This window comes from Paraburkholderia sp. JHI2823 (assembly GCF_038900695.1).
GTDB classification, from domain to species: Bacteria; Pseudomonadota; Gammaproteobacteria; order Burkholderiales; family Burkholderiaceae; genus Paraburkholderia; species Paraburkholderia mimosarum.
The window spans coordinates 1-20,885 of sequence record NZ_JAYMRY010000020.1 but is presented as its reverse complement, the minus strand read 5'-3'; the positions used below and the strand labels follow the sequence as shown (position 1 = coordinate 20,885).

Sequence of the window (20,885 nt, the reverse complement as noted above, 5' to 3'; positions counted from 1 at the left end):
GTCGCTCCTATGCGTGCAGCCACGCGTGCAGAACAGCGAGCAGATCACCGCGGTCGACGGGCTTTGACAGGTAGTCCCATGCCCCGGCCTCGATACAGCGTTCGCGGTCGCCCTTCATCGCCTTCGCGGTGACTGCAACGATCGGCAGGGAGCGCCCGGCCGGCAGCTTGCGCAGTTCGCGTATCGTCATGAGGCCGTCCATCTCGGGCATCATGATGTCCATCAGCACCGCATCGATCGCGGGGTCGGTCGCGACAAGACGGATCGCATCGTGTCCGTTGTCCGCCCATACATGGCGCATTCCGTAGTCTTCGACAACGGTCGCAAGCGCGAAGATATTGCGCATGTCGTCGTCGACGATCAGCACTTTCTTGCCATGCAGCGCAAGCTCCGTTTCGCGCAGGCTTTCGAGTTCCTCCTGCGCTTCCTTGCCGAGCCTGGCCGATTCGACATGGAGTGCGGCGACTGTCGTGTCGAGCAGCCGGTCGGCACTCGACACGGGAATGACGACATATCGCTCGGCGGCTTGCAGCCACTGATGCTCCCGCAGCGCTTCGCGCTCCCCGATCGCCACGATAGGCAGGGGTGCGAACGATGCGCGCGCGGCCAATGCATCGTGAAGCGGCTGTTGCGACATCCCGATCAGTCCGGCGCCGTCCACGACCAGCGCATCGATGTCGCCCGAAACCAGGCGACCCAATACATCGCGCTCCGTATCGGCGAATTCGACCACTATTCGCTCGCTCGACAGACGCTCGACAAGCGTTTCGCGCTGCGGTGTCGGCACAAGCGCGACAAGTACGCGGCGCGCCTCTACGGTCACGTATTTCATCAGACGGGTCAATGCATCGTCGAGTTGTTCGCGCGACTGGATGGGCTTTGGCAAAAAGCCAAACGCTCCGGAACCGAACGCGCGCTCGCGCGATTCGTCCGTGGAGATGACGCAAATGGGCATGTGACGTGTCGTGAAGTCGTGCTTCAGTCGCGAGAGAACGCGCCACCCTTCCATATCCGGCAGGAAGAGATCCAGCGTGACGGCATCGGGCTTGAACTGATCCGCCAGCGTCAGCGCGACGGAGCCCAAAGGCGTGACCAACCCCTTGAAGCCTTTTTCACGCGCCGCGTCGAGCAGAAAGTCGGCGAACGCCCGGTCGTTCTCGACGATCATCAGCACGCGATCGCCCACGGTAATGTTGTTCCGGTCGTCCTGTGCATCGTCGCCCGGCTTTCCGGCCTCCTGGACCGCCGCTGTCACGAGTTCGCGCACGGCCGCATCGGTGCTTGCCTGCAGGCGTGCAGCGGGATCCGAAGCGGTGACCGCACGATGCGATTCGTCATGTGCGGCCGGCCTGCGCCCGGCTTTGCCCGGGTCGCTGCCTGCGGGCAGGTACAACGTGAACGTGCTTCCCTTGTTGGGCGAGCTGACCAGCCTGATCTCCCCGCCCAGCAGTTTGGAAAGTTCGCGACTGATGGCTAGCCCCAGCCCCGTTCCGCCGTATTTGCGGCTCGTGCTGCCGTCGGCCTGCTGGAACGCCTCGAAAATAATCTGCTGTTTCTCCGCGGAGATGCCGATACCCGTATCCGACACCGAAAACGCGATGACCTGATGCGCGCGATTCAGGCTTTCGTGGTCCGGGCTCCAGCCATCGACGGCCTCTTCGATCGACAACGTGACGTGCCCTTCGTGTGTAAATTTGAACGCGTTCGACAGCAGGTTCTTGAGGATCTGTTGCAGCCGTTTCGGGTCGGTAAAGAGAGACGCGGGCAGTTGTGCGCCCGTGTGGATCATGAAGTCGACCTTGCGCGCTTCAGCAACGTGACGGAACGTGCGCTCGACATAGACGGTGAGATCTTCGATCCGATGCTCCGCGATATCCACGACCACCGTACCCGACTCGATCTTCGAAAGATCAAGGATGTCATTGATGAGCATGAGCAGGTCGTTCCCGGACGAATGAATCGTTTTTGCGAAATCGACCTGTTTCTGCGACAGGTTGCCGTCGGCATTCCTGCACAGGTTGTCGGAAAGGATCAGGAGACTATTGAGCGGCGTGCGCAATTCATGCGACATGTTGGCGAGAAACTCGGACTTGTATTTCGAGGTCAGCGCCAGCTGCCGTGCCTTCTCTTCGAGTGCCTGCCGTGCCTGCTCGACTTCGGTATTCTTGCGCTCGACTTCTTCGTTCTGGTGGGCGAGAAGGTGCGCCTTTTCCTGCAACTGCTGATTGGTCTGCTGAAGCTCTTCCTGCCGGCTCTGCAGCTCGTTCGCGAGCGTCTGGGATTGCCTGAGCAGATCTTCCGTACGGGTGTTGGCCTCGATCGTGTTGATCACGATGCCGATACTCTCCGTCAGCTGATCAAGGAAAGCCTGATGCGTCGGGTTGAGCCGCTCGACCGACGCCAGTTCGATGACCCCCTTGAGCTTCGCCTCGAAGACGACAGGCAGCACCAGGACGTTATGCGGCTTCACGCTGAGGAGGCCAGACACGATGCGGAACGGATCCGTCGCGGGTGGCTCGAGCAGGATCTTGCGTCTTTCGACCGCGCACTGCCCGACCAGTCCTTCGCCAAGGTGGACCTGCTTGCCGTGCGTGACGTGGCCGCCGGACGCATAGCTCGCCGTGAGGCGAAGCGACGGGGGAACGCATGTGCCATCGAGCACGTAGAACTCGGCCCGATGCACGCCCACCACGGGCGCGAGTTCGGAAAGGATCAATTCGCCGACCGCCACGAGATCCTTTTGTCCTTGCAGCATCCGGCTGAATTTCGCGAGGTTGGTCTTGAGCCAGTCCTGCTCCGTATTGACCTGCGTGGTGTCCTTCAGGTTACGGATCATCTCGTTGATCGTGTCCTTGAGCGCCGCCACCTCGCCCCGGGCCTCCACGGTAATCGATCGTGTCAAATCGCCCTGGGTCACCGCAGTCGCGACTTCGGCAATCGCGCGCACCTGGGTCGTCAGGTTCGCGGCGAGCTGGTTGACGTTCTCGGTCAGGCCTTTCCACGTGCCCGAGGCGCCCGGCACCTTCGCCTGGCCACCCAGCTTGCCTTCCACACCCACTTCGCGCGCGACCGTGGTCACCTGGTCCGCGAAGGTCGCGAGCGTGTCGGTCATGCTGTTGATCGTGTCCGCAAGCGCGGCAATTTCGCCCTTTGCTTCGACCGTCAGCTTGCGATTGAGATCGCCGTTGGCCACGGCCGTCACGACGCGAGCAATGCCGCGCACCTGGCTCGTCAGGTTGCCTGCCATGAAGTTCACGTTGTCGGTCAGATCCTTCCAGGTCCCCGCAACGCCCTGCACGTCCGCCTGGCCGCCAAGCTTGCCTTCCGTGCCGACCTCGCGGGCGACGCGTGTCACCTCCGACGCAAACGAGCGCAACTGGTCCACCATCGTGTTGATGGTGTTTTTCAGTTCGAGGATTTCGCCCTTGACGTCGACCGTGATTTTCTTGGAAAGGTCGCCCGCCGCCACGGCCTTGGTCACATCGGCAATATTGCGCACCTGGCTCGTGAGATTGCCTGCCATGAAATTCACGTTGTCGGTCAGATCCTTCCAGGTCCCCGCCACGCCCTGCACATCGGCCTGGCCACCGAGTTTGCCGAGCGTTCCCACTTCGCGCGCCACCCGGGTCACCTCCGAGGCGAAGGAGCCGAGCTGATCGACCATCGTGTTGATCGTATTCTTCAGTTCGAGAATTTCGCCCTTGACGTCCACGGTGATTTTCTTCGACAGGTCGCCGGCCGCCACCGCCTTGGTCACGTCCGCGATGTTGCGCACCTGGCTCGTGAGATTGCCCGCCATGAAATTCACGTTGTCGGTCAGATCCTTCCACGTACCGGCGACGCCCTGCACATCGGCTTGACCGCCGAGCTTGCCTTCCGTACCGACCTCACGGGCGACGCGTGTGACCTCGGAGGCGAAAGAGCGCAGCTGGTCCACCATCGTGTTGATCGTATTTTTCAGTTCGAGAATTTCGCCCTTCACGTCAACGGTGATCTTTCTCGACAGATCACCGGCCGCCACAGCCGTCGTCACGTCCGCGATGTTGCGCACCTGCGCCGTGAGATTGCTGCCCATCGAATTTACGGAGTCAGTCAAGTCTTTCCATGTGCCGGCTACACCCTGGACATTGGCCTGGCCGCCGAGCTTGCCGTCCGTGCCGACTTCGCGCGCCACGCGCGTGACTTCGGAAGCGAATGAGCCGAGCTGATCCACCATCGTATTGATGGTGTTTTTCAGCTCGAGGATTTCGCCCTTCACGTCGACCGTAATTTTCTTCGAAAGGTCGCCGGCGGCAACCGCCGTGGTCACTTCCGCAATGTTGCGGACCTGCGCGGTCAGATTGCTGCCCATCGAGTTGACCGAGTCGGTCAAGTCTTTCCATGTCCCGGCCACGCCCTGCACGTCCGCCTGGCCGCCGAGCTTGCCTTCCGTACCGACCTCGCGCGCGACGCGCGTCACTTCCGATGCAAACGAGCGGAGCTGATCGACCATGGTGTTAATGGTGTTCTTCAGTTCCAGGATTTCGCCTTTCACATCCACCGTGATCTTTTTGGAGAGGTCGCCGGCCGCGACGGCCGTCGTCACATCGGCAATGTTGCGGACCTGCGCGGTGAGGTTGCTGCCCATCGAGTTGACCGAGTCCGTCAAGTCTTTCCATGTCCCGGCCACGCCCTGCACGTCCGCCTGCCCGCCGAGCTTGCCTTCCGTGCCGACTTCGCGCGCGACGCGCGTCACTTCCGATGCAAACGAGCGGAGCTGATCGACCATGGTGTTGATGGTGTTCTTCAACTCGAGGATTTCGCCCTTCACATCGACCGTGATTTTCTTGGAGAGGTCGCCCGCCGCGACCGCCTTCGTGACTTCGGCGATGTTTCGAACCTGGCTGGTAAGGTTGCCCGCCATGAAGTTCACGTTGTCGGTCAGGTCTTTCCAGGTGCCGGCCACACCCTGGACATCGGCCTGCCCGCCGAGCCTGCCCTCGGTGCCGACTTCGCGTGCGACACGCGTCACTTCCGACGCAAAGGAGCGAAGCTGATCGACCATGGTGTTGATCGTGTTCTTCAGTTCGAGAATCTCGCCCTTGACGTCGACCGTGATTTTCTTGGAAAGATCGCCTGCGGCCACCGCCATGGTGACTTCGGCGATATTGCGCACCTGGCTCGTCAGGTTGCCCGCCATGAAGTTGACCGAGTCGGTCAGATCCTTCCACGTTCCCGCGACACCCTGGACGTCCGCCTGCCCGCCGAGCTTGCCCTCGGTGCCCACCTCCCGCGCGACGCGCGTCACTTCTGCCGCGAACGTACCCAGCTGATCCACCATCGTATTGATCGTTCGTGCCGTGCGGAGGAATTCCCCCTGCAAGGCGCGGCCATCGGCTTCGAGCGCCATGCTCTTCGAGAGGTCGCCCTGGGCCACGGCACCGATCACGCGCGCGACTTCGCTGGTGGGGTGAACGAGATCACCGATCAGCGAGTTGACCGCATCGACCGAATCGCGCCAGAAGCCGCGGGCCACGGGCAATGCGGCACGTTCATTGAGTCGCCCTTCCTTGCCGACGACGCGGCTCAGACGGCTGAGTTCTTCCGACATGCGCACGTTCTGGTCGACGAGCTCGTTGAACACCTGGGCGAGCCGGCCGTGAACGCCCTGCCAGTCGGCCGGCAACCCGGCACGTTCACCGTCTTTCAGTGCATTCAGCGCATGGAGGATGGTTCGTGCGCACTGCGCCGCGGGTTCGCTGCGCTGGATGATGGCGTTGACATTCGCCGCATGGTCGAACCAGAAGCCGCCGAGGCCGTCGACCGCGAGGCGCTGGCCGACATGGTCCGGGGAGGCGTAGGACGCCAGGTCACTGGAAGCGTCGCGAAGCTGGAGGGACATCCGACCGCATTGCGCGGCCAGCAGGTTGAATTCTGCGGCAGCGTCACGTGCCGGGCCTTCCCAGTCGTCGGGAAGCCGCATGGATGCATCGCCACGTCGGAACGCAGCCAATGCGCTGGAGATTCGCTCGAGGTTCGATGCGTCCGCCGCTTTCGTAGGAACCGTCAGAACGTCCATTTCTTCACCTCCTGGCCGGGGAAGGCCTGGCAAAGCCTTGGGGCGCACGAGTGCGCGTCGGGTGTCGAACCGATTGATGCTACCGCAACGCTAACCGAATTGCGGCGGACAAGGTGTAACCCGAGCGTTGCGCAATTGCCGTGCCCGAGGCTTTCGTTTTGGCAAATTCAGCGGCTGGCCTATGCGTGATTCCATCAGCGGAATGGCGCGCCCGAGCTTGGGAAGCATGGATGGGTCTTGGACTTCAGTCCCGGAATGCGGCGCGTCAGGTTTGCGCACCGTCCACGAGCAGGACGGTCAGGGCTTTTGCGGACGATCGTGCGACTATGCACCTGTGATGCTCGTATTTGCGCAGGGCGCCTGGCCTTGCAGGCAGCCTGAATGGCGTAGCCCGGTTTGACACCGGCACGCAGCGGTGAACCCGGCGCCTGATACCGGCCGTACACCGCTGCGTAGCAGCTATTCGTCGATCTGACGAGCAGTGCAGGAAAAACGGCTAGTTCGACGCGTCTCCCTCCCGATGCACGGGCTGCGTCTCCTTGAGGCTTTTCGCAAGCCGGGACGCCTGCAGGTAGCCAGGATTCGCGGGCCGCTCGAGGTAACGCCCGGCGCCGCGCCGCGCACGCAGGTCGCCGTCGGCCCAGACGAGTTCGCCCTGCGAGACCGTGTGCGTGGGCACGCCGCGCACCGTCATGCCTTCGAAGACGTTGAAGTCGACGTTCTGGTGGTGCGTCTTCACCGAGATCGTACGCGTGGCCTGCGGATCCCATACGACGAGGTCGGCGTCGGCGCCCGCCGCTACGGTGCCCTTGCGCGGATACAGATTGAAGATCTGCGCGGCATTGGTCGACGTGACCCGCACGAACTCGTTCGGCGTGAGGCGGCCCGTGTTCACACCTTGATCCCATAGCACCGCCATGCGATCCTCCACACCACCGCAACCGTTCGGAATCCTTGTGAAATCGTTGCGGCCCATCGCCTTCTGCGAAGCGCAGAACACGCAGTGGTCGGTTGCCGTCGTGTGGAGCAAGCCGCCTTGAAGCCCGCGCCAGAGCGCGTCGCGATGCTCCTTGGTGCGGAACGGCGGGCTCATGACATGGGCTGCGGCGCGCGTCCAGTCCGGATCGCGATAGACCGACTCGTCGATCACCAGATGCCCCGCGAGCACCTCGCCGAACACGCGCTGGCCTTCGCTGCGCGCACGGGCGATGGCTTCCAGCGCATCTTTCGCCGAGACGTGCACGATATAGACCGGCACGCCCAGCACCTGTGCGATGCGAATGGCGCGATTCGCCGCCTCGCCCTCGACTTCGGGCGGCCGTGAAAGCGGATGCGCCTCGGGCCCCGTGAAACCGCGCGCAAGCAGTTGACGTTGCAGCTGGAACACGAGTTCGCCGTTTTCCGCATGCACGGTAGGCAACGCGCCCAGTTCGAGCGAGCGCGCGAAGCTGTTCACGAGAACTTCGTCGTCGGCCATGATGGCGTTCTTGTACGCCATGAAGTGCTTGAAGCTCGACACGCCGTGTTCATTCACGAGCAGGCCCATGTCGCGATGCACCGTTTCGTCCCACCACGTCACCGCTACGTGAAAACCATAGTCGGCGGCGGCCTTTTCCGCCCAGCCGCGCCACTCGCGAAACGCGTCCATGAGCGGCTGCTTCGGATTCGGAATCACGAAGTCGATGATCGACGTCGTGCCGCCCGCCAGGCCCGCCGCCGTGCCCGTGTAGAAGTCGTCGCTCGCCGTCGTGCCCATGAACGGCAGTTCCATGTGCGTGTGCGGGTCGATGCCGCCCGGCATCACGTACTGGCCGCCCGCGTCGACCACGGTCGCGCCTGCGGGCGCGTCGAGGTTCTCGCCTACGGCCACGATCACGCCGTTTTCGCAGAGCACGTCCGCGCGCCAGCTCTTGTCCGCATTGACGACGGTGCCGCCTCGAATCAGGATCGCCATGATGCCAAGTCTCCTTCAGTTAGACGAATTCACGTGCCACGGCTCACGCGCTCGCGACGCTCGGTCGCCGGCTCTTGCTGAGCTTCATCATCACGCCGTACACGAGCGCCGCAATGGCGAGCCCGACGAACCACGCATAGGTGTAAATGCTTTTGAACGCGTCGGGCACGGACGGAAATACATTCGGGAACGCGGTGTTGAGAAAACCCGGCAGGTTGGGCAGCACGCCTGCGAGCAGCGCGATCACCGCAGCCGGATTCCAGCCGTTCGAGTAGGCGTATTCGCCGTTCTCATCGAAGAGCTGCGCCGTATCGAGACGCGTGCCGCGAACGAGGAAATAATCGACGATGAGAATGCCGGCCACGGGACCGAGCAGCGCCGAATAGCCGACGAGCCAGGTGAAGATATAGCCCTGCGTGGTGGCGAGAATCTTCCACGGCATCATCACGATGGCAATGCCCGCGGTGATGAGGCCGCCCGTCTTGTATGAAATCGCCTTGGGCCAGAGGCTCGAAAAATCATAGGCCGGGCCGACGAGATTCGCGGCGAGATTGCAGCACATCGTGTCCAGCGTGAGGATGACGAGCGCGATGCCCACGCCCACGCCTTCCATGCGGCTGGTGAGATCGATGGGATCCCAGATGGCCTTGCCATAGATCACCACGGTTGCCGAAGTCACGACCACGGAAACCACCGAGAGTAGCGCCATCGGAATGGGCAGACCGATGGCCTGGCCCACGAACTGGTCCTTTTGTGTCTTCGCGAAACGCGTGAAGTCGGGAATGTTGAGCGCCAGCGTGGCCCAGAAGCCCACCATGGCCGTGAGGCTCGGCCAGAACGTCGCCCAGAAGAGGCCCGCCTTCTTGCCGCCCGCTGCGAACTGAGATGGTTGCGACAGCATCGAACCCACGCCGCCCGCCTTCGAGCAGGCCCACCAAACCAGCACTGCGCACATCACGACCTTGATCGGCGCAGACCAGCTTTCGAGCCAGCGGATCGAGTCGGTGCCGTGCAGGATGAAATAGAGCTGGAGCACCCAGAACACCAGGAAGCACGCGCCCTGACCGATCGAGATGCCGAGAAACGGCAGCGCGTCGCCTACGAGCGCGTTGTGCGTGAGGATGTTGGCGAGCGTATAGATGGCGCTGCCGCCGAGCCATGACTGAATGCCATACCAGCCGCATGCCACGATGGCGCGCAGCATGGCGGGCAGCTTCGCGCCCTGGGTGCCGAACGAGGAACGCACCAGCACCGCGTACGGAATCCCGTACTTCGTCCCTGCGTGCCCGATCAGCAACATCGGCACGAGCACGATGAGATTGCCGAGCAAGACGGTCAACACGGACTGCCACGGCGACATGCCCTGCTCGGTCAGCCCCGCCGCGAGCATGTACGAGGCGATGTTCATTACCATGCCCACCCACAGCGCCGCGAAGTGATACCAGCGCCACGTGCGCTGCGCAGTGCCCGTCGGCGCCAGGTCGTCGTTGTATAACTCGCTCTCCGTGCGCCGCGCGGCGGCTTCGACTGCCAATGGCTGACTCATGGTTGGGGTTCTCCGTGACTTGTCGTTGATGTGGTTCGGTTCGGCTCTAATGCGTCAGGCGGCTTCTGGATCGGCCACGCGCGCCGGGTTATTCGGATGCGTGGTCCAGTTCGCGTATCGGCCGGAGTCGACGCGCTCCATCGTGATGCATTGATCGACCGGGCACACATGCATGCATAAATTGCACCCGACGCAATTCGCATCGACCACCTCGAAGTGGCGCTCGCCGTCGCGCGTGGCGGTAATCGCCTGATGCGAGGTGTCCTCGCAGGCGATATGGCACAGGCCGCACTGGATGCAGCGGTCCTGATCGATGCGCGCCTTGATGTCGTAGTTGAGGTTCAGGTATTGCCAGTCGGTGACGTTGGGCACGGCGCGGCCGCGTATCGCGTCCAGATTGGCGTAGCCTTTGTCATCCATCCAGTTCGACAATCCATCGATCATGTCGTTGACGATCCGGAATCCATAGTGCATCGCCGCGGTGCAGACCTGCACGCTTCCCGCACCCAGCACGATGAATTCGGCGGCGTCGCGCCAATCGGAAATGCCGCCGATGCCGGAAATGGGCAAACCTTGCGTCTGCGGGTCGCGTGCGATCTCGGCAACCATGTGCAGCGCGATGGGCTTCGCGGCGGGACCGCAATAGCCGCCATGCGTGCCTTTGCCGTCCACGGTGGGCAGCGGCGCCATCACGTCGAGATCGACGCCCACGATCGAATTGATCGTATTGATGAGCGAAACGCCATCCGCTCCGCCCTTCATCGCCGCGCGCGCGCCGTGGCGAATGTCGGTGACGTTAGGCGTGAGTTTCACGAGGCAAGGCAGGCGCGTGCCCTCCTTCACCCAGCGCGTGACCATTTCGATGTACTCCGGCACCTGGCCCACGGCCGCGCCCATGCCGCGCTCGCTCATGCCATGCGGGCAGCCGAAGTTGAGCTCCACCGCATCGGCGCCGGTGTCTTCGACCTGCGGCAGAATCCATTTCCAGTCCTGCTCGGTGCACGGCACCATCAGCGAGACGATGAGCGCCCGGTCGGGCCAGTCGCGCTTGACCTGAGCGATTTCCTTGAGGTTCACGTCGAGCGGCCGATCGGTGATGAGCTCGATGTTGTTGAGACCCGCGATGCGCTGGCCGCGCCACGTCGTGGCGCCATAGCGCGAGCTCACGTTCACCACGTGCGGGTCGAGCCCCAGCGTCTTCCAGACCACGCCGCCCCAGCCGGCCTCGAAGGCGCGGTTCACGTTGTATGCCTTGTCGGTGGGCGGCGCCGAGGCGAGCCAGAACGGGTTGGGCGATTCGATGCCGGCAATCGTGCAGCGCAGGTCGGCCATGATGCGACTCCTTCGTATGGTCTGGATTCGGTGAGTGCTTCGCGCGGTTCGAACGGCGCGTTCATGCGGCTCTGGCAGATTGACTCGCGAGGTAGCGGTCGATCGCATGCGCCGCGAGCTTGCCGTCCTGCACGGCCTGCACGGTGAGGTCCGTTGCGCCGTGGCCTGCGCAGTCGCCGCCGGCGAATACGCCTTCGATCGACGTCGCGCCATTCGCATCCACCGCGATGCGCGCACCGCCCGCGGTGAGCTGCAGCGCATCGAGGCCAGCCAGGCCCTCGGGCAAGAGCTTTTGGCCAATGGCTTTCAACACCATATCGGCTTCCACACGCACGATTTCGCCGGTGCCGTGCAACGCTCCGCCCGCATCGAGTGCGGTACGCTCGAACTCAACGGCTTGCACATGGCGCTCGCCCGTGATGCGCAGCGGCTTCATCCATTCGACCAGCACCACGCCCTGTGCGCGTGCGAATTCCTGCTCGACCCACGTGGCGCTCATCTGCGCCGCGCCGCGGCGATACGCGAGCGTCACCTGCTCCGCGCCCAGTTTGCGGCTTTGCACGGCAGCGTCGATCGCCGTATTGCCGCCGCCGATCACCACCACCTTGCGCCCCACGCCCAATGTCGAAAGATCGTCGGCTTCGCGCAGGCGTGCGATGAATTCGACAGCGTCGAGCACGCCATCCAGCGTTTCGCCTTCAATGGAGAGCGCATGCGTGCCGCCGAGGCCCACGCCGATGAACACCGCGTCATACGCGGCTCGCAGTTCCGTAAGCGTGACATCGCGGCCGAGCCGTTGACCCTGACGCAACTCGATCCCGCCAATGGAGAGGAGCCACTGCACCTCCCGTTGCGCAAAGTCGTCGACGACCTTGTACGCCGCGATGCCATATTCGTTAAGGCCGCCCGGTTTTTCGCGCGCATCGAACACGCTCACGCGATGCCCGGCAAGCGCAAGCGTGTGGGCGCAGGCAAGACCCGCCGGGCCAGCGCCGACCACGGCGACGCGCCGGCCCGTCTCGCTGGCGCGTTTGAAGAGTGCGGGCGCGCCGGTGGCTTCGCGCGCCATCTGGAAGTCGGTGGCGTGGCGCTGAAGCGCGCCGATCTGCACTGGTTCGCCATCCTGATGATTTCTCACGCACGCGCCTTCGCAAAGAATCTCCGTCGGGCACACGCGTGAGCACGTGCCGCCCAGCGGGTTCGCGCTGAGGATGTCTCGCGCCGCACCCTTGAGATTGCCGTTGCCGATCTTGCGGATAAAGCCCGGAATGTCGATGCCGGTCGGGCAGGCCGCGACGCACGGCGCATCGTAGCAGTAGTGGCAGCGATCGGCGGCTATCACAGCCGCGTTGGCCGACAGCGGTGGCGCGACGTCGGCAAAATTGCAGCCTAGCTGCTCGGCGGTGAGGCGGCCTGGGGCGATGCCGTCGGCGGCATTCGAGGTGGGCTGGGACATCCGGATGCTCCTTGCGAGACGAAACACGGGTCCGCCGGCTGCGCGTGAGGCGCGCAACCGGTACGTGGGGAGAACTGGAGAGACAGCGCGGCTCCTGGACCGCTTGCTTTTGCGACTATGTCTGCGTCAATGGCGTCAGCCGGGTTCGCTCGCGCGTTCGAGCATCGCGTGCAGCAGCACGTTCGCACCCGCCTCGATCCACTCGCTCGTCGCGTCCTCGATTTCGTTGTGACTGATCCCGTCTATGCACGGCACGAACACCATCGAGGTCGGCGCGACCGTCGCGAGATAGCAGGCATCGTGGCCCGCGCCCGAAACGATATCGCGGTTCGAGTAGCCAAAGCGCTCCGCCGCCGCGCGCACGGAATTCACGCAGGCCTTGTCGAACGGCACGGGTGCGTAATAGAAAATTTGCTCGAGCTGGGTTTCGAGCTTGCCTTGCTCGGCAATCCTCGCGATGCCTTCGCGCAATTCGGCGTCCATCTGCGCGAGCACGTCGTCCTGCGGATGACGAAAATCGACGGTGAAGAACACGCGGCCCGGAATCACGTTGCGCGAATTCGGATGCACCTGCATCATCCCGACCGTCGCGCAGGCAAGCGGCGCGTGGCGCAAACCAATTTCGTTCACGAGCTGCACGACACGCGAGGCGCCCAGCAGCGCATCGCGGCGGCGCGGCATGGGCGTGGGCCCCGCGTGCGCTTCCTGGCCGGTGAGCACGACTTCGTACCAGCGCTGGCCCTGCGCGTCCGTCACGACGCCGATGGTCTTGTTCTCGGCTTCGAGTATCGGCCCCTGCTCGATATGCAACTCGAACGCCGCATGAATCTTGCGTCCGCCACACGGCAGTTCGCCCGCATAGCCGATGCGCTGCAATTCCTCGCCGATCGTCTTGCCTTCGATATCCTTGCGCGAAAGCCCATAGTCGAGCGTGAAGACGCCCGCAAACACGCCGGATGCGACCATGGCCGGCGCGAAGCGCGAGCCTTCCTCGTTTGTCCAGATCACGGTTTCCACGGGGCGCTCGGTCTGGATGCCGTGATCGTTGAGCGAGCGGATTACCTCGAGCCCGCCCAGCACGCCGTAGATGCCGTCGAAGCGACCGCCCGTGGGCTGCGAATCCGCGTGCGAACCGGTGATCACGGGCGGCAGGTCGTTGTTGCGCCCCGCGCGGCGCATGAACACGTTACCCATCTGATCGACGCTCACCGTGCAGCCCGCCTCCTTCGCCCATTGCACGATGAGATCGCGCCCCGCTTTGTCGAGGTCGGTGAGCGCGAGGCGGCACACGCCGCCCTTCGGTGTGGCACCGATCTTCGCCATTTCCATCAGGCTGTCCCACAAACGCTGGCCGTTCACATGGATCGCGGTCGTCAGCGCGGCTTCGCTTACTGCGTTCATGCGTGTTCTCCTGTCCGTGTTCGTCAAACGTGCATTCATGCCGCCCTATGCCACCGGATTGGGCGTGAAGCGCCACAACGGTGCGCGCTTCGATGGCGCTGTGCGGTTCGCGAAACCCCGCTCTTCGAATCCTGTCCGATTGGACAGGTTGTAGACGATAATTTTCGCGAATTCAATGCGGTGTTACGAGCGAGAAGCGTGCCATCGATGTTGCAGTGCGCGATGCGCACACCGCTTGCCCACGCGTTTTCCCCGAGGCTGGCGAATGCACGTGGCGCTTACATCGTGACTACAATGAAGCCGGCATGGGCGCAAATGCTGCGCGCAGCCGCTTTCCTTCTGAACGGACCGACCATGATGCGCGACGACGATCCCAATTCGCGATCCGCCACCCACGCGATGCGCGGCCCGGCGCACGAGCAGGGACCCTCTGACGCGACGCACAAGCCGCGCCGCCGTAAAGCCGCCATTCGCGAATCGAACGAGTCGCATCTGCTCGCCTGCGCGGAGGCCGTGTTCGCCGAACGCGGATTCGAAGGTGCGAGCACGGCGCTGATCGCCGATCGCGCGGGCTTGCCGAAAGCCAATCTGCATTACTACTTTCCAACCAAGCTCGCGCTCTATTGGCGTGTGCTCGACGACGTGTTCGAGGAATGGAACGCGGCCGCCAACACCTTCGACGCGAGCGACGATCCGGTCGTGGCGATCGGCGGTTACGTGCGCGCGAAAATGGCGCTCTCGCGGCGCAGGCCGCTCGGCTCGAAGGTATGGGCGAACGAGATCATCGGCGGCGCGACGCATATGCAGGACATCCTGCTCGAGCGCGTGAAGCCGTGGATGGAAACGCGCGTGAAGCTGATCGAGCACTGGATTGCCGAAGGATTGCTCGCGCCCGTCGATCCGAAAACGCTGCTCTTCATGATCTGGGCGACCACGCAGCACTATGCCGATTTCGAGGCGCAAATTCGCGCGCTCTCGGGCAAGCGCGCGCTTTCCGCGGCGGGTTTCGAGGCAAGCACCGAGGAGGTGGTGAAACTGCTTTTGCGTGCGAGCGGCGCGCGCTCGCCTGGGCAATAAACCGCCGCGCGCCGTTGCGCGGAGCCAAAACCAAAAAAGCCCGCCTGAATCGCTTCAGGCGGGCTTTCAGTTTTGCGCGGCGCGCTGGACAGACGCTCAATGCACGGCCATACCTTCGAGCACTTCGTCGTGCTCCTGGCGTTCCGCGAGGTACGGCGAGCGGTAGCCCGAATTCACGCCCCAGTAATAGAACACGAGCGAGAAGAGCGCGACGACCAGCATGTCCCAGCCGTACGGCAGCAGCCCGCTGCCGCCGAACTGCTTGCTGCCGATCAGCGAGAGCAGCGCCATGATCGGCAGGTACGCGCACAGCCACCACGCGGCCTTCAGATCCTGGCCCCAGCCTTCATAGCCCTGCTTGCCCTGGAAATAGAAGTACACCGGCAGCGCCACGACCATCAGCAGAATGATCTCGCCCGTGAGCGGCCACTTCGCCCAGTACAGGATCATCGACGCGCAGACGAACGCGAACGGCGCGATCACGTTCATGAACGGCACGGAGAGCGGCCGCTCGATGTCCGAGGCGGCACGCTTGAGCGCCATCAGGCTGATCGGGCCCGTGAGGTACGAGATCACCGTCGCCACCGAGATCACCGCCGCGAGCGAGCTCCAGCCGCGGAAGAAGAACATGAAGATGAACGAGACGAGCAGGTTGAACCACATCGCGTTGCGCGGCACGCCGTAGAACGGGTGCACGTTGCCGAACATCTTCGGCATCGTGTTGTTGCGCTCCATCGCGTAGATCATGCGCGAGGTCGTCGCCATGTAGGTCGTGCCGGTGCCGCTCGGGCTCACGAACGCGTCGACGTAGAGCAGGATCGCGAGCCAGTTCAGGTTCAGCGCGATCGCGAGTTCCGCGAACGGCGACTTGAAGTCGAACGTGCTCCAGCCCTTCGCGACGTCAGCGGGGTTGACCGCGCCGATATAGGCGACCTGCAGCAGCACGTAGATCACGAGGGCGCACAGGATCGAGCCGATCACCGCGAACGGCACGCTCTTTGCCGGATTGCGCGCTTCGCCCGCGAGGTTGATCGGGCTCTGGAAGCCGTTGAACGCGAACACGATGCCGCTCGTGGCCACCGCCGTGAACACCGCCGACCAGCCGTACGGCGCGAACGTGGTCGTCTCGCCGAAGTTCTCGTGGTGGAAGCTGCCCGCCATGAGGCCGGCGATCGTCAGGCCCGGGATGATGAACTTGAAGATCGTGATGGCGCTGTTGGCCCGCGCGAACAGCTTCACACCCCAGTAGTTGAGCATGAAGTAGATGATCACGAGGATCGCCGAGAGCCCGAGGCCTGAATGCGTCAACGATCCGTCGACGAACAGCGCATGCGCCCACTCATAGGGCCAGGTGCTCATGTACTGGATCGACGCTTCGGCTTCGATGGGAATCACCGAGACGATGGCGATCCAGTTCGCCCACGCGCTGATGAAGCCCACCAGGGCGCCGTGCGAGTAGCGCGCGTAACGGACCATGCCGCCCGACTCCGGGAACATCGCGCCGAGTTCGGCATAGGTGAGCGCGATGGCCAGAATGACCACGGCGCCGATGATCCAGGCGCAAATGGCCGCCGGACCTGCGATTTTCGCCGCTTTCCACGCGCCGAACAGCCAGCCCGAACCGATGATCGACCCGAGGCCGGTGAACATCAGCGCGAACGGGCCGATGTTCCGTTGTATCGATTGACTCACATTGTCTCCTACGATATGGACAGCGCGCGCCAGCCAGGCGAGAACGAAGCGTGTGCGTTGCGCCGGGCCCGTCTTCGCGGGCCGCGGGGGCGCCGGACGCGCGTCCTTGTTGTGATGCCCTGTTGCTGCAGGGACGCAGGGGCAACCGCAGTTGCAGCGGAGACGCGATGATGAAGTGGCGTACTGCGATCGTCTAATGCTGTATCCGCATGAGGTTATGCATATTCTGCATAAAAGACAGTCAAGCTCGTTTGAAGGCGAGAGGCCGCCAAACACGGTCAGGGGATGCGCGCGCCGGAATCCGAGCCAGGACGGCTACCGAAAAAACAACGGGATAAGTCAACGCGAAGCGCAACGTAATCGTAAGGACCGTTAACTTTCCTCACACAAACAAGTCAGGGTGCATCCAGACGCCAATATTTCAACTGAAATTCAGCGTGTACTTCATTCATGTGCGCGCCGAACCCGGCCCGAGCCGCCCACTTTGGCACTTTCCTGCCCCAGGCAACGCGAGCGCCACCTGCTGCGAACTACAGAAAATCCGTCCGTTGCCGTTAAAAGCGGTGAGCCGATCACGGTTCTGGTTCGACCGCGATGCGATGCGATGCGATGCGGAGGCGGTGCCCAATTGACCGCTGACTGGCCTCCTGCGGAATCTTTCTGAATACCTATTTGGGTCATGAATCAGCATTCCACTGCTTCAGTTGCCTGTGGCCCCGGCGACGCGAAAACGACTCAGCCGCCAGGCGCTCCTTGCGCCGTCGCTGGAGACGGCCCATGCGCATCCTTGCAGCGCGCAAGCCGATGCACGATCGAGGCCGAGCACAATCTGCTCACGCTCGCAGCCAACGAAACGGATACCGCCATCGTCGTCACCGATCCCGACGGCACGACGATCTACGTAAACGATGGTTTTACGCGCATGCTCGGCTACACCCAGGACGACATGCAGGGCAACGTGCCGAGCGCAATAGTCGCCGGACGGTATACGGATGAAGAGACGCTGGCCTATGTTCGAGACCGGGTGATCGCGCGCGAAAGCTTTCGGGTCGAAATTCTCGTCTACGACCGCTGGGGCAAACCGCTCTGGGTTTCCGCAGTCATCAATGCTGTCAAAAACGACCATGGCGAGTGCACGAGCATGGTCGGCGTGTGGACGGACATCACGCACACCAAGATGCAAGAAGTGCTTCAGCACAAAGTCCTGCATGCAATGGCTCGCGAAGCGCCCATCACCAACGTGATGCTGCTCATTTGCCTCGAAGTCGAACGGATCGCACCCGAAGTGATGGTATCGATCCGATGTATCGACAAGGAACAAAAGCTGCGTACGCTCGCTGCGCCGAGCTTGCCCGTGCACTACGTGAAGGCCATCGACGAGACGAATCCCGGCCACGGCACGGAAAGTTCCGAGGTGTCCGGCCTTGAAGGCCAACTGGTGGACTTTGCGGAACAACCGGCCAATTCGCTTTGGGGCACGCAAAAGGAGCTGGCGCTATCTTCAGGTATCCAAAGCTTCTGGTGGCACACGATCAGATCGAGCGACGGACGTCCGCTCGGCACGCTGGCGTTCTACTACCGTGAGCCACGCAACCCCGACAATCTGCACCGACGCCTGGCAAACGTCGGCCTGGACCTTTGCTCGCTCGCGCTGGAGCGCGAGGCAAGCAAGGAAAATATCCGTCGCCTCGCCTGGTACGACAGCCTCACCGGCTTGCCGAATCGCAGTGCGCTGATCACGCTCGCGCAATCGTCGCTCGCCGGCGCAACGCGCGAGGGCCAGACTTTGGCCGTGCTGTTTCTCGATCTCGATCGTTTCAAGCAGGTCAACGATTCGTTCGGCCATTCCGCCGGCGACACACTCTTGTGCGAGGTTGCACGACGCATCGCAGGATGCATGCTTGAAACCGACCTTGCGGGCCGGTTGGCGGGTGACGAGTTCGTGATCGTGTTGACGCCGTGTGATGCCGAAGAAGCCACTGTGCGATGTGAATCGATCATGGCGAAACTGAACGAACCGGTCATGATCGGCTCGTTGTCCGTCACACCGACAGCAAGTGTGGGCATCGCGCTCTTCCCCCAGCATGGCAATGACGTGCACACACTGCTCCTGCGCGCGGACAGGGCCATGTACCAGGCGAAGTCGACAGGCCGACATCGATATTCGCTGTTCGACCCCGAACTGAACAGGATCGCGGAGGAAAACCTCAAGCTCGACCAGGCACTACGACAAGCATTACGAAATGATCAGCTGGATCTCCACTACCAACCTCAGGTGAGACTCGAGGACGGAAGTATTCACGGCGTGGAAGCACTGGCGCGCTGGTTTCATCCAGACTTTGGAACGATATCGCCCGAGCGGTTCATCGCTCTCGCGGAAGAAAGCGGCATGATCGCCACGCTCGATCGATGGGTACTCGGGAAAGCGTGCAGACAACTGAGCGACTGGCGTTGCCTGGGTCTCGGGATTCCGCACGTTTCTGTGAACGTCTCTCCGACCACCTTTTGCGACTGCGCGTTTCCCGACCGGATTGCCCAGCTGCTTGCCGAGCATGGTCTCTGCCCAAACGACCTGACGCTCGAAGTGACCGAAGGTGTCTTGCTCGACAAGGTACCCGGTGCCCTCGCCAACTTGAGCGCAGTCCACGCACTGGGCGTCAGATTGTCGATCGATGACTTTGGCACGGGCTATTCGAGTCTGAGCTATCTCTACCGGATGCCCGTCGACGAACTCAAGCTGGATCGGAGCTTCGTTAGCGAACTCGAAACCAATCAGAGTGCAAGGACGCTGGCGGCGGCTGTCATGGGCATAGGCTCGAACTTGCTTCTGGACATCATTGCCGAAGGCGTGGAGTCCGATGCGCAAAGGCGTACGCTGCACGCTCAAGGCTGCAAAGTGGCGCAAGGCTACCTGTTCGCGCGGCCCATGACGGCGGATATGCTGGTCAAGTGGGTACACGGTAGCGAGCCGCGTGAAAACGTGGCAATTAAGATTTCGCATAAACCTGAAATCACCCCTTTCTAGCTCGTGCCAGCCGCCACGCGAGGCTCGCGCGGCGAAATCCGGCACTTCCACCCTCGGACCGTTCGGACTACCATTGCAAAGTGGATCGGAGGTGATCGCTATGGCTACGTATGGGATAAACGGCGTACGGATCAGCCCTTCAACGGACCGCGTAACCCACGTGCGCTGGGCGCTGATCGACCCTCAAACACACGACTGGCTATCCGAACCGGCCGTCGTCGATGTCGCGGCCGTGACGAGCGACATCGCCTCGGGGACAGTGGTGTATTCCGTCTTCACGCTCGGCGGAATGCGGTTTTTGGGTCCCAAGTTCAAGCCGGTACCCCATCCCAACGGGGTCGATGGAATCGACCTCGAAGTTCCCGACGGGAATGTCGAGAAGTCCATCGACGACCTACCCCGCATCTAGCTTCGCACTGCGCGTTTCGTAGTTTCGTAAGCGGTCCGCGAACAGGGCTCGCCCATCCGCCGGCGGCGGGGGGCGCGCAGCGCGTCTCCAATTCGAACCGTACCCCGAGGGCTTTCGGCGCCAGGCTCCGCCGGACGCACCGCAAACTCGTCGAAGCGGCAGCGCCAAAATGGTAGGATCCCCGGATGTTTGGAGACCTCAAGACCGCACAAATACCTGTCACCCACGGCGCAAGCCTGGCCGGCTATTCCGAGCTTGCCCAAAGCGTCGGCCTGGACGCCAAAGCCATGTTGCGGCGCGCTGGGCTCGGGCGCCACGCCCTGGACGATCCTGAGGCCCCAGTCAGCCTCGAGGCTGCCTGCGAGCTGCTCTCGGCCAGTGCCGACGCGAGCGGCGTCGAAGACTTCGGGCTGCGGCTCGCAGCGCTGCGCGATCTGTCCAATCTGGGTCCCATTGGTCTCGTGGCAAGAGAAGAAACGACGGCCATGCTGGCGCTCGACACGGTCTGCCGGTATCTGTGTTTGATTAGCGCTTCATTGATGGTGCGCATCGAACATCAGCGCGATCTGGTTGCCATTCGGACTGATATGATTTTCCGTGTCAAGCGGCTCAGTGGTTTTCGGTTTTCGCATAGGGTACGTCCAGTTTCCTGAGGGCGGCGCAGCAGTAACATCGACGGTGTATCACGCTGATATGCGCGGGTTGGATACCGCATTACAGTGGACCGCCTCATGAGCCTGCCGCTACCTTACCGCGCAAATCGGCGAATGCCGTTGCGAAACCCGAGCGCGGATGACTCGAATGCCGGGCTGCGCCGCCCCCAGGAAACTGCGCTGAAGTTGATGGGCGTGGTGCTTGTCGTCAGGTGTTTGCGTATGTCCGTGGGAGAGCCAATGACATGGCAAGGTGGCCGATGTCCCAGATGAAGCCCGCAA

General features: G+C 62.8%; 11 protein-coding genes. 4 read left to right on the top strand and 7 right to left on the bottom strand.

Features of this window, described 5'->3' with window-relative positions; translation table 11 throughout:
• Positions 1-7: 7 nt before the first annotated feature.
• The 6 genes from VSR34_RS21215 to VSR34_RS21190 form a co-directional block, all read right to left on the bottom strand.
• Positions 8-6,058 (bottom strand): HAMP domain-containing protein, encoded by a 6,051-nt coding sequence (locus VSR34_RS21215; RefSeq protein ID WP_342963392.1) that lies wholly within the window; start codon positions 6,056-6,058, stop codon positions 8-10.
• A 496-nt stretch (positions 6,059-6,554) separates the two neighbouring features.
• Positions 6,555-8,012 carry a dihydropyrimidinase gene (gene hydA / locus VSR34_RS21210; protein WP_342963391.1) on the bottom strand — a complete coding sequence of 486 codons (1,458 nt, stop codon included), beginning with the start codon at positions 8,010-8,012 and terminating at the stop codon, positions 6,555-6,557.
• Positions 8,013-8,055: 43 nt separating this feature from the next.
• Positions 8,056-9,558, bottom strand: coding sequence for an NCS1 family nucleobase:cation symporter-1 (locus tag VSR34_RS21205; protein ID WP_342963390.1), 1,503 nt, complete (start codon positions 9,556-9,558; stop codon positions 8,056-8,058).
• Between the two features lie 54 nt (positions 9,559-9,612).
• On the bottom strand, positions 9,613-10,890 hold the full coding sequence (gene preA / locus VSR34_RS21200) for an NAD-dependent dihydropyrimidine dehydrogenase subunit PreA (protein ID WP_028232294.1): 1,278 nt from the start codon (positions 10,888-10,890) through the stop codon (positions 9,613-9,615).
• A gap of 61 nt (positions 10,891-10,951) precedes the next feature.
• Positions 10,952-12,346 (bottom strand): NAD(P)-dependent oxidoreductase, encoded by a 1,395-nt coding sequence (locus VSR34_RS21195; protein WP_342963389.1) that lies wholly within the window; start codon positions 12,344-12,346, stop codon positions 10,952-10,954.
• Positions 12,347-12,481: 135 nt separating this feature from the next.
• Positions 12,482-13,747: a Zn-dependent hydrolase gene (locus VSR34_RS21190; protein WP_342963388.1), complete on the bottom strand. Its 1,266-nt coding sequence runs from the start codon at positions 13,745-13,747 to the stop codon at positions 12,482-12,484.
• Between the two features lie 399 nt (positions 13,748-14,146).
• On the opposite strand from VSR34_RS21190, the gene VSR34_RS21185 reads away from it, so the two are divergent.
• Positions 14,147-14,824: a TetR/AcrR family transcriptional regulator gene (locus VSR34_RS21185; RefSeq protein WP_342963478.1), complete on the top strand. Its 678-nt coding sequence runs from the start codon at positions 14,147-14,149 to the stop codon at positions 14,822-14,824.
• Between the two features lie 96 nt (positions 14,825-14,920).
• Here the strand turns inward: VSR34_RS21185 and VSR34_RS21180 are convergent, their stop codons facing one another.
• Positions 14,921-16,516, bottom strand: coding sequence for an APC family permease (locus VSR34_RS21180; protein ID WP_342963387.1), 1,596 nt, complete (start codon positions 16,514-16,516; stop codon positions 14,921-14,923).
• Between the two features lie 679 nt (positions 16,517-17,195).
• On the opposite strand from VSR34_RS21180, the gene VSR34_RS21175 reads away from it, so the two are divergent.
• From VSR34_RS21175 to VSR34_RS21165, 3 genes are all read left to right on the top strand, one after another.
• Positions 17,196-19,541 carry an EAL domain-containing protein gene (locus VSR34_RS21175; protein ID WP_342963386.1) on the top strand — a complete coding sequence of 782 codons (2,346 nt, stop codon included), beginning with the start codon at positions 17,196-17,198 and terminating at the stop codon, positions 19,539-19,541.
• A gap of 100 nt (positions 19,542-19,641) precedes the next feature.
• Positions 19,642-19,950: a hypothetical protein gene (locus tag VSR34_RS21170; RefSeq protein ID WP_028214539.1), complete on the top strand. Its 309-nt coding sequence runs from the start codon at positions 19,642-19,644 to the stop codon at positions 19,948-19,950.
• Between the two features lie 185 nt (positions 19,951-20,135).
• Positions 20,136-20,603: an AraC family transcriptional regulator ligand-binding domain-containing protein gene (locus VSR34_RS21165; protein WP_342963385.1), complete on the top strand. Its 468-nt coding sequence runs from the start codon at positions 20,136-20,138 to the stop codon at positions 20,601-20,603.
• The last annotated feature ends 282 nt before the right edge of the window (positions 20,604-20,885 follow it).

Coding starts and splice junctions, on each gene's coding strand:
- VSR34_RS21190 (WP_342963388.1), bottom strand. CDS start 13,747: ATGAACGCAGTAAGCGAAGCCGCGCTGACGACCGCGATCCATGTGAAC.
- preA (WP_028232294.1), bottom strand. CDS start 10,890: ATGGCCGACCTGCGCTGCACGATTGCCGGCATCGAATCGCCCAACCCG.
- VSR34_RS21170 (WP_028214539.1), top strand. CDS start 19,642: ATGGCTACGTATGGGATAAACGGCGTACGGATCAGCCCTTCAACGGAC.
- VSR34_RS21175 (WP_342963386.1), top strand. CDS start 17,196: ATGAATCAGCATTCCACTGCTTCAGTTGCCTGTGGCCCCGGCGACGCG.
- VSR34_RS21215 (WP_342963392.1), bottom strand. CDS start 6,058: ATGGACGTTCTGACGGTTCCTACGAAAGCGGCGGACGCATCGAACCTC.
- VSR34_RS21205 (WP_342963390.1), bottom strand. CDS start 9,558: ATGAGTCAGCCATTGGCAGTCGAAGCCGCCGCGCGGCGCACGGAGAGC.
- VSR34_RS21185 (WP_342963478.1), top strand. CDS start 14,147: ATGCGCGGCCCGGCGCACGAGCAGGGACCCTCTGACGCGACGCACAAG.
- hydA (WP_342963391.1), bottom strand. CDS start 8,012: ATGGCGATCCTGATTCGAGGCGGCACCGTCGTCAATGCGGACAAGAGC.
- VSR34_RS21165 (WP_342963385.1), top strand. CDS start 20,136: ATGTTTGGAGACCTCAAGACCGCACAAATACCTGTCACCCACGGCGCA.
- VSR34_RS21195 (WP_342963389.1), bottom strand. CDS start 12,346: ATGTCCCAGCCCACCTCGAATGCCGCCGACGGCATCGCCCCAGGCCGC.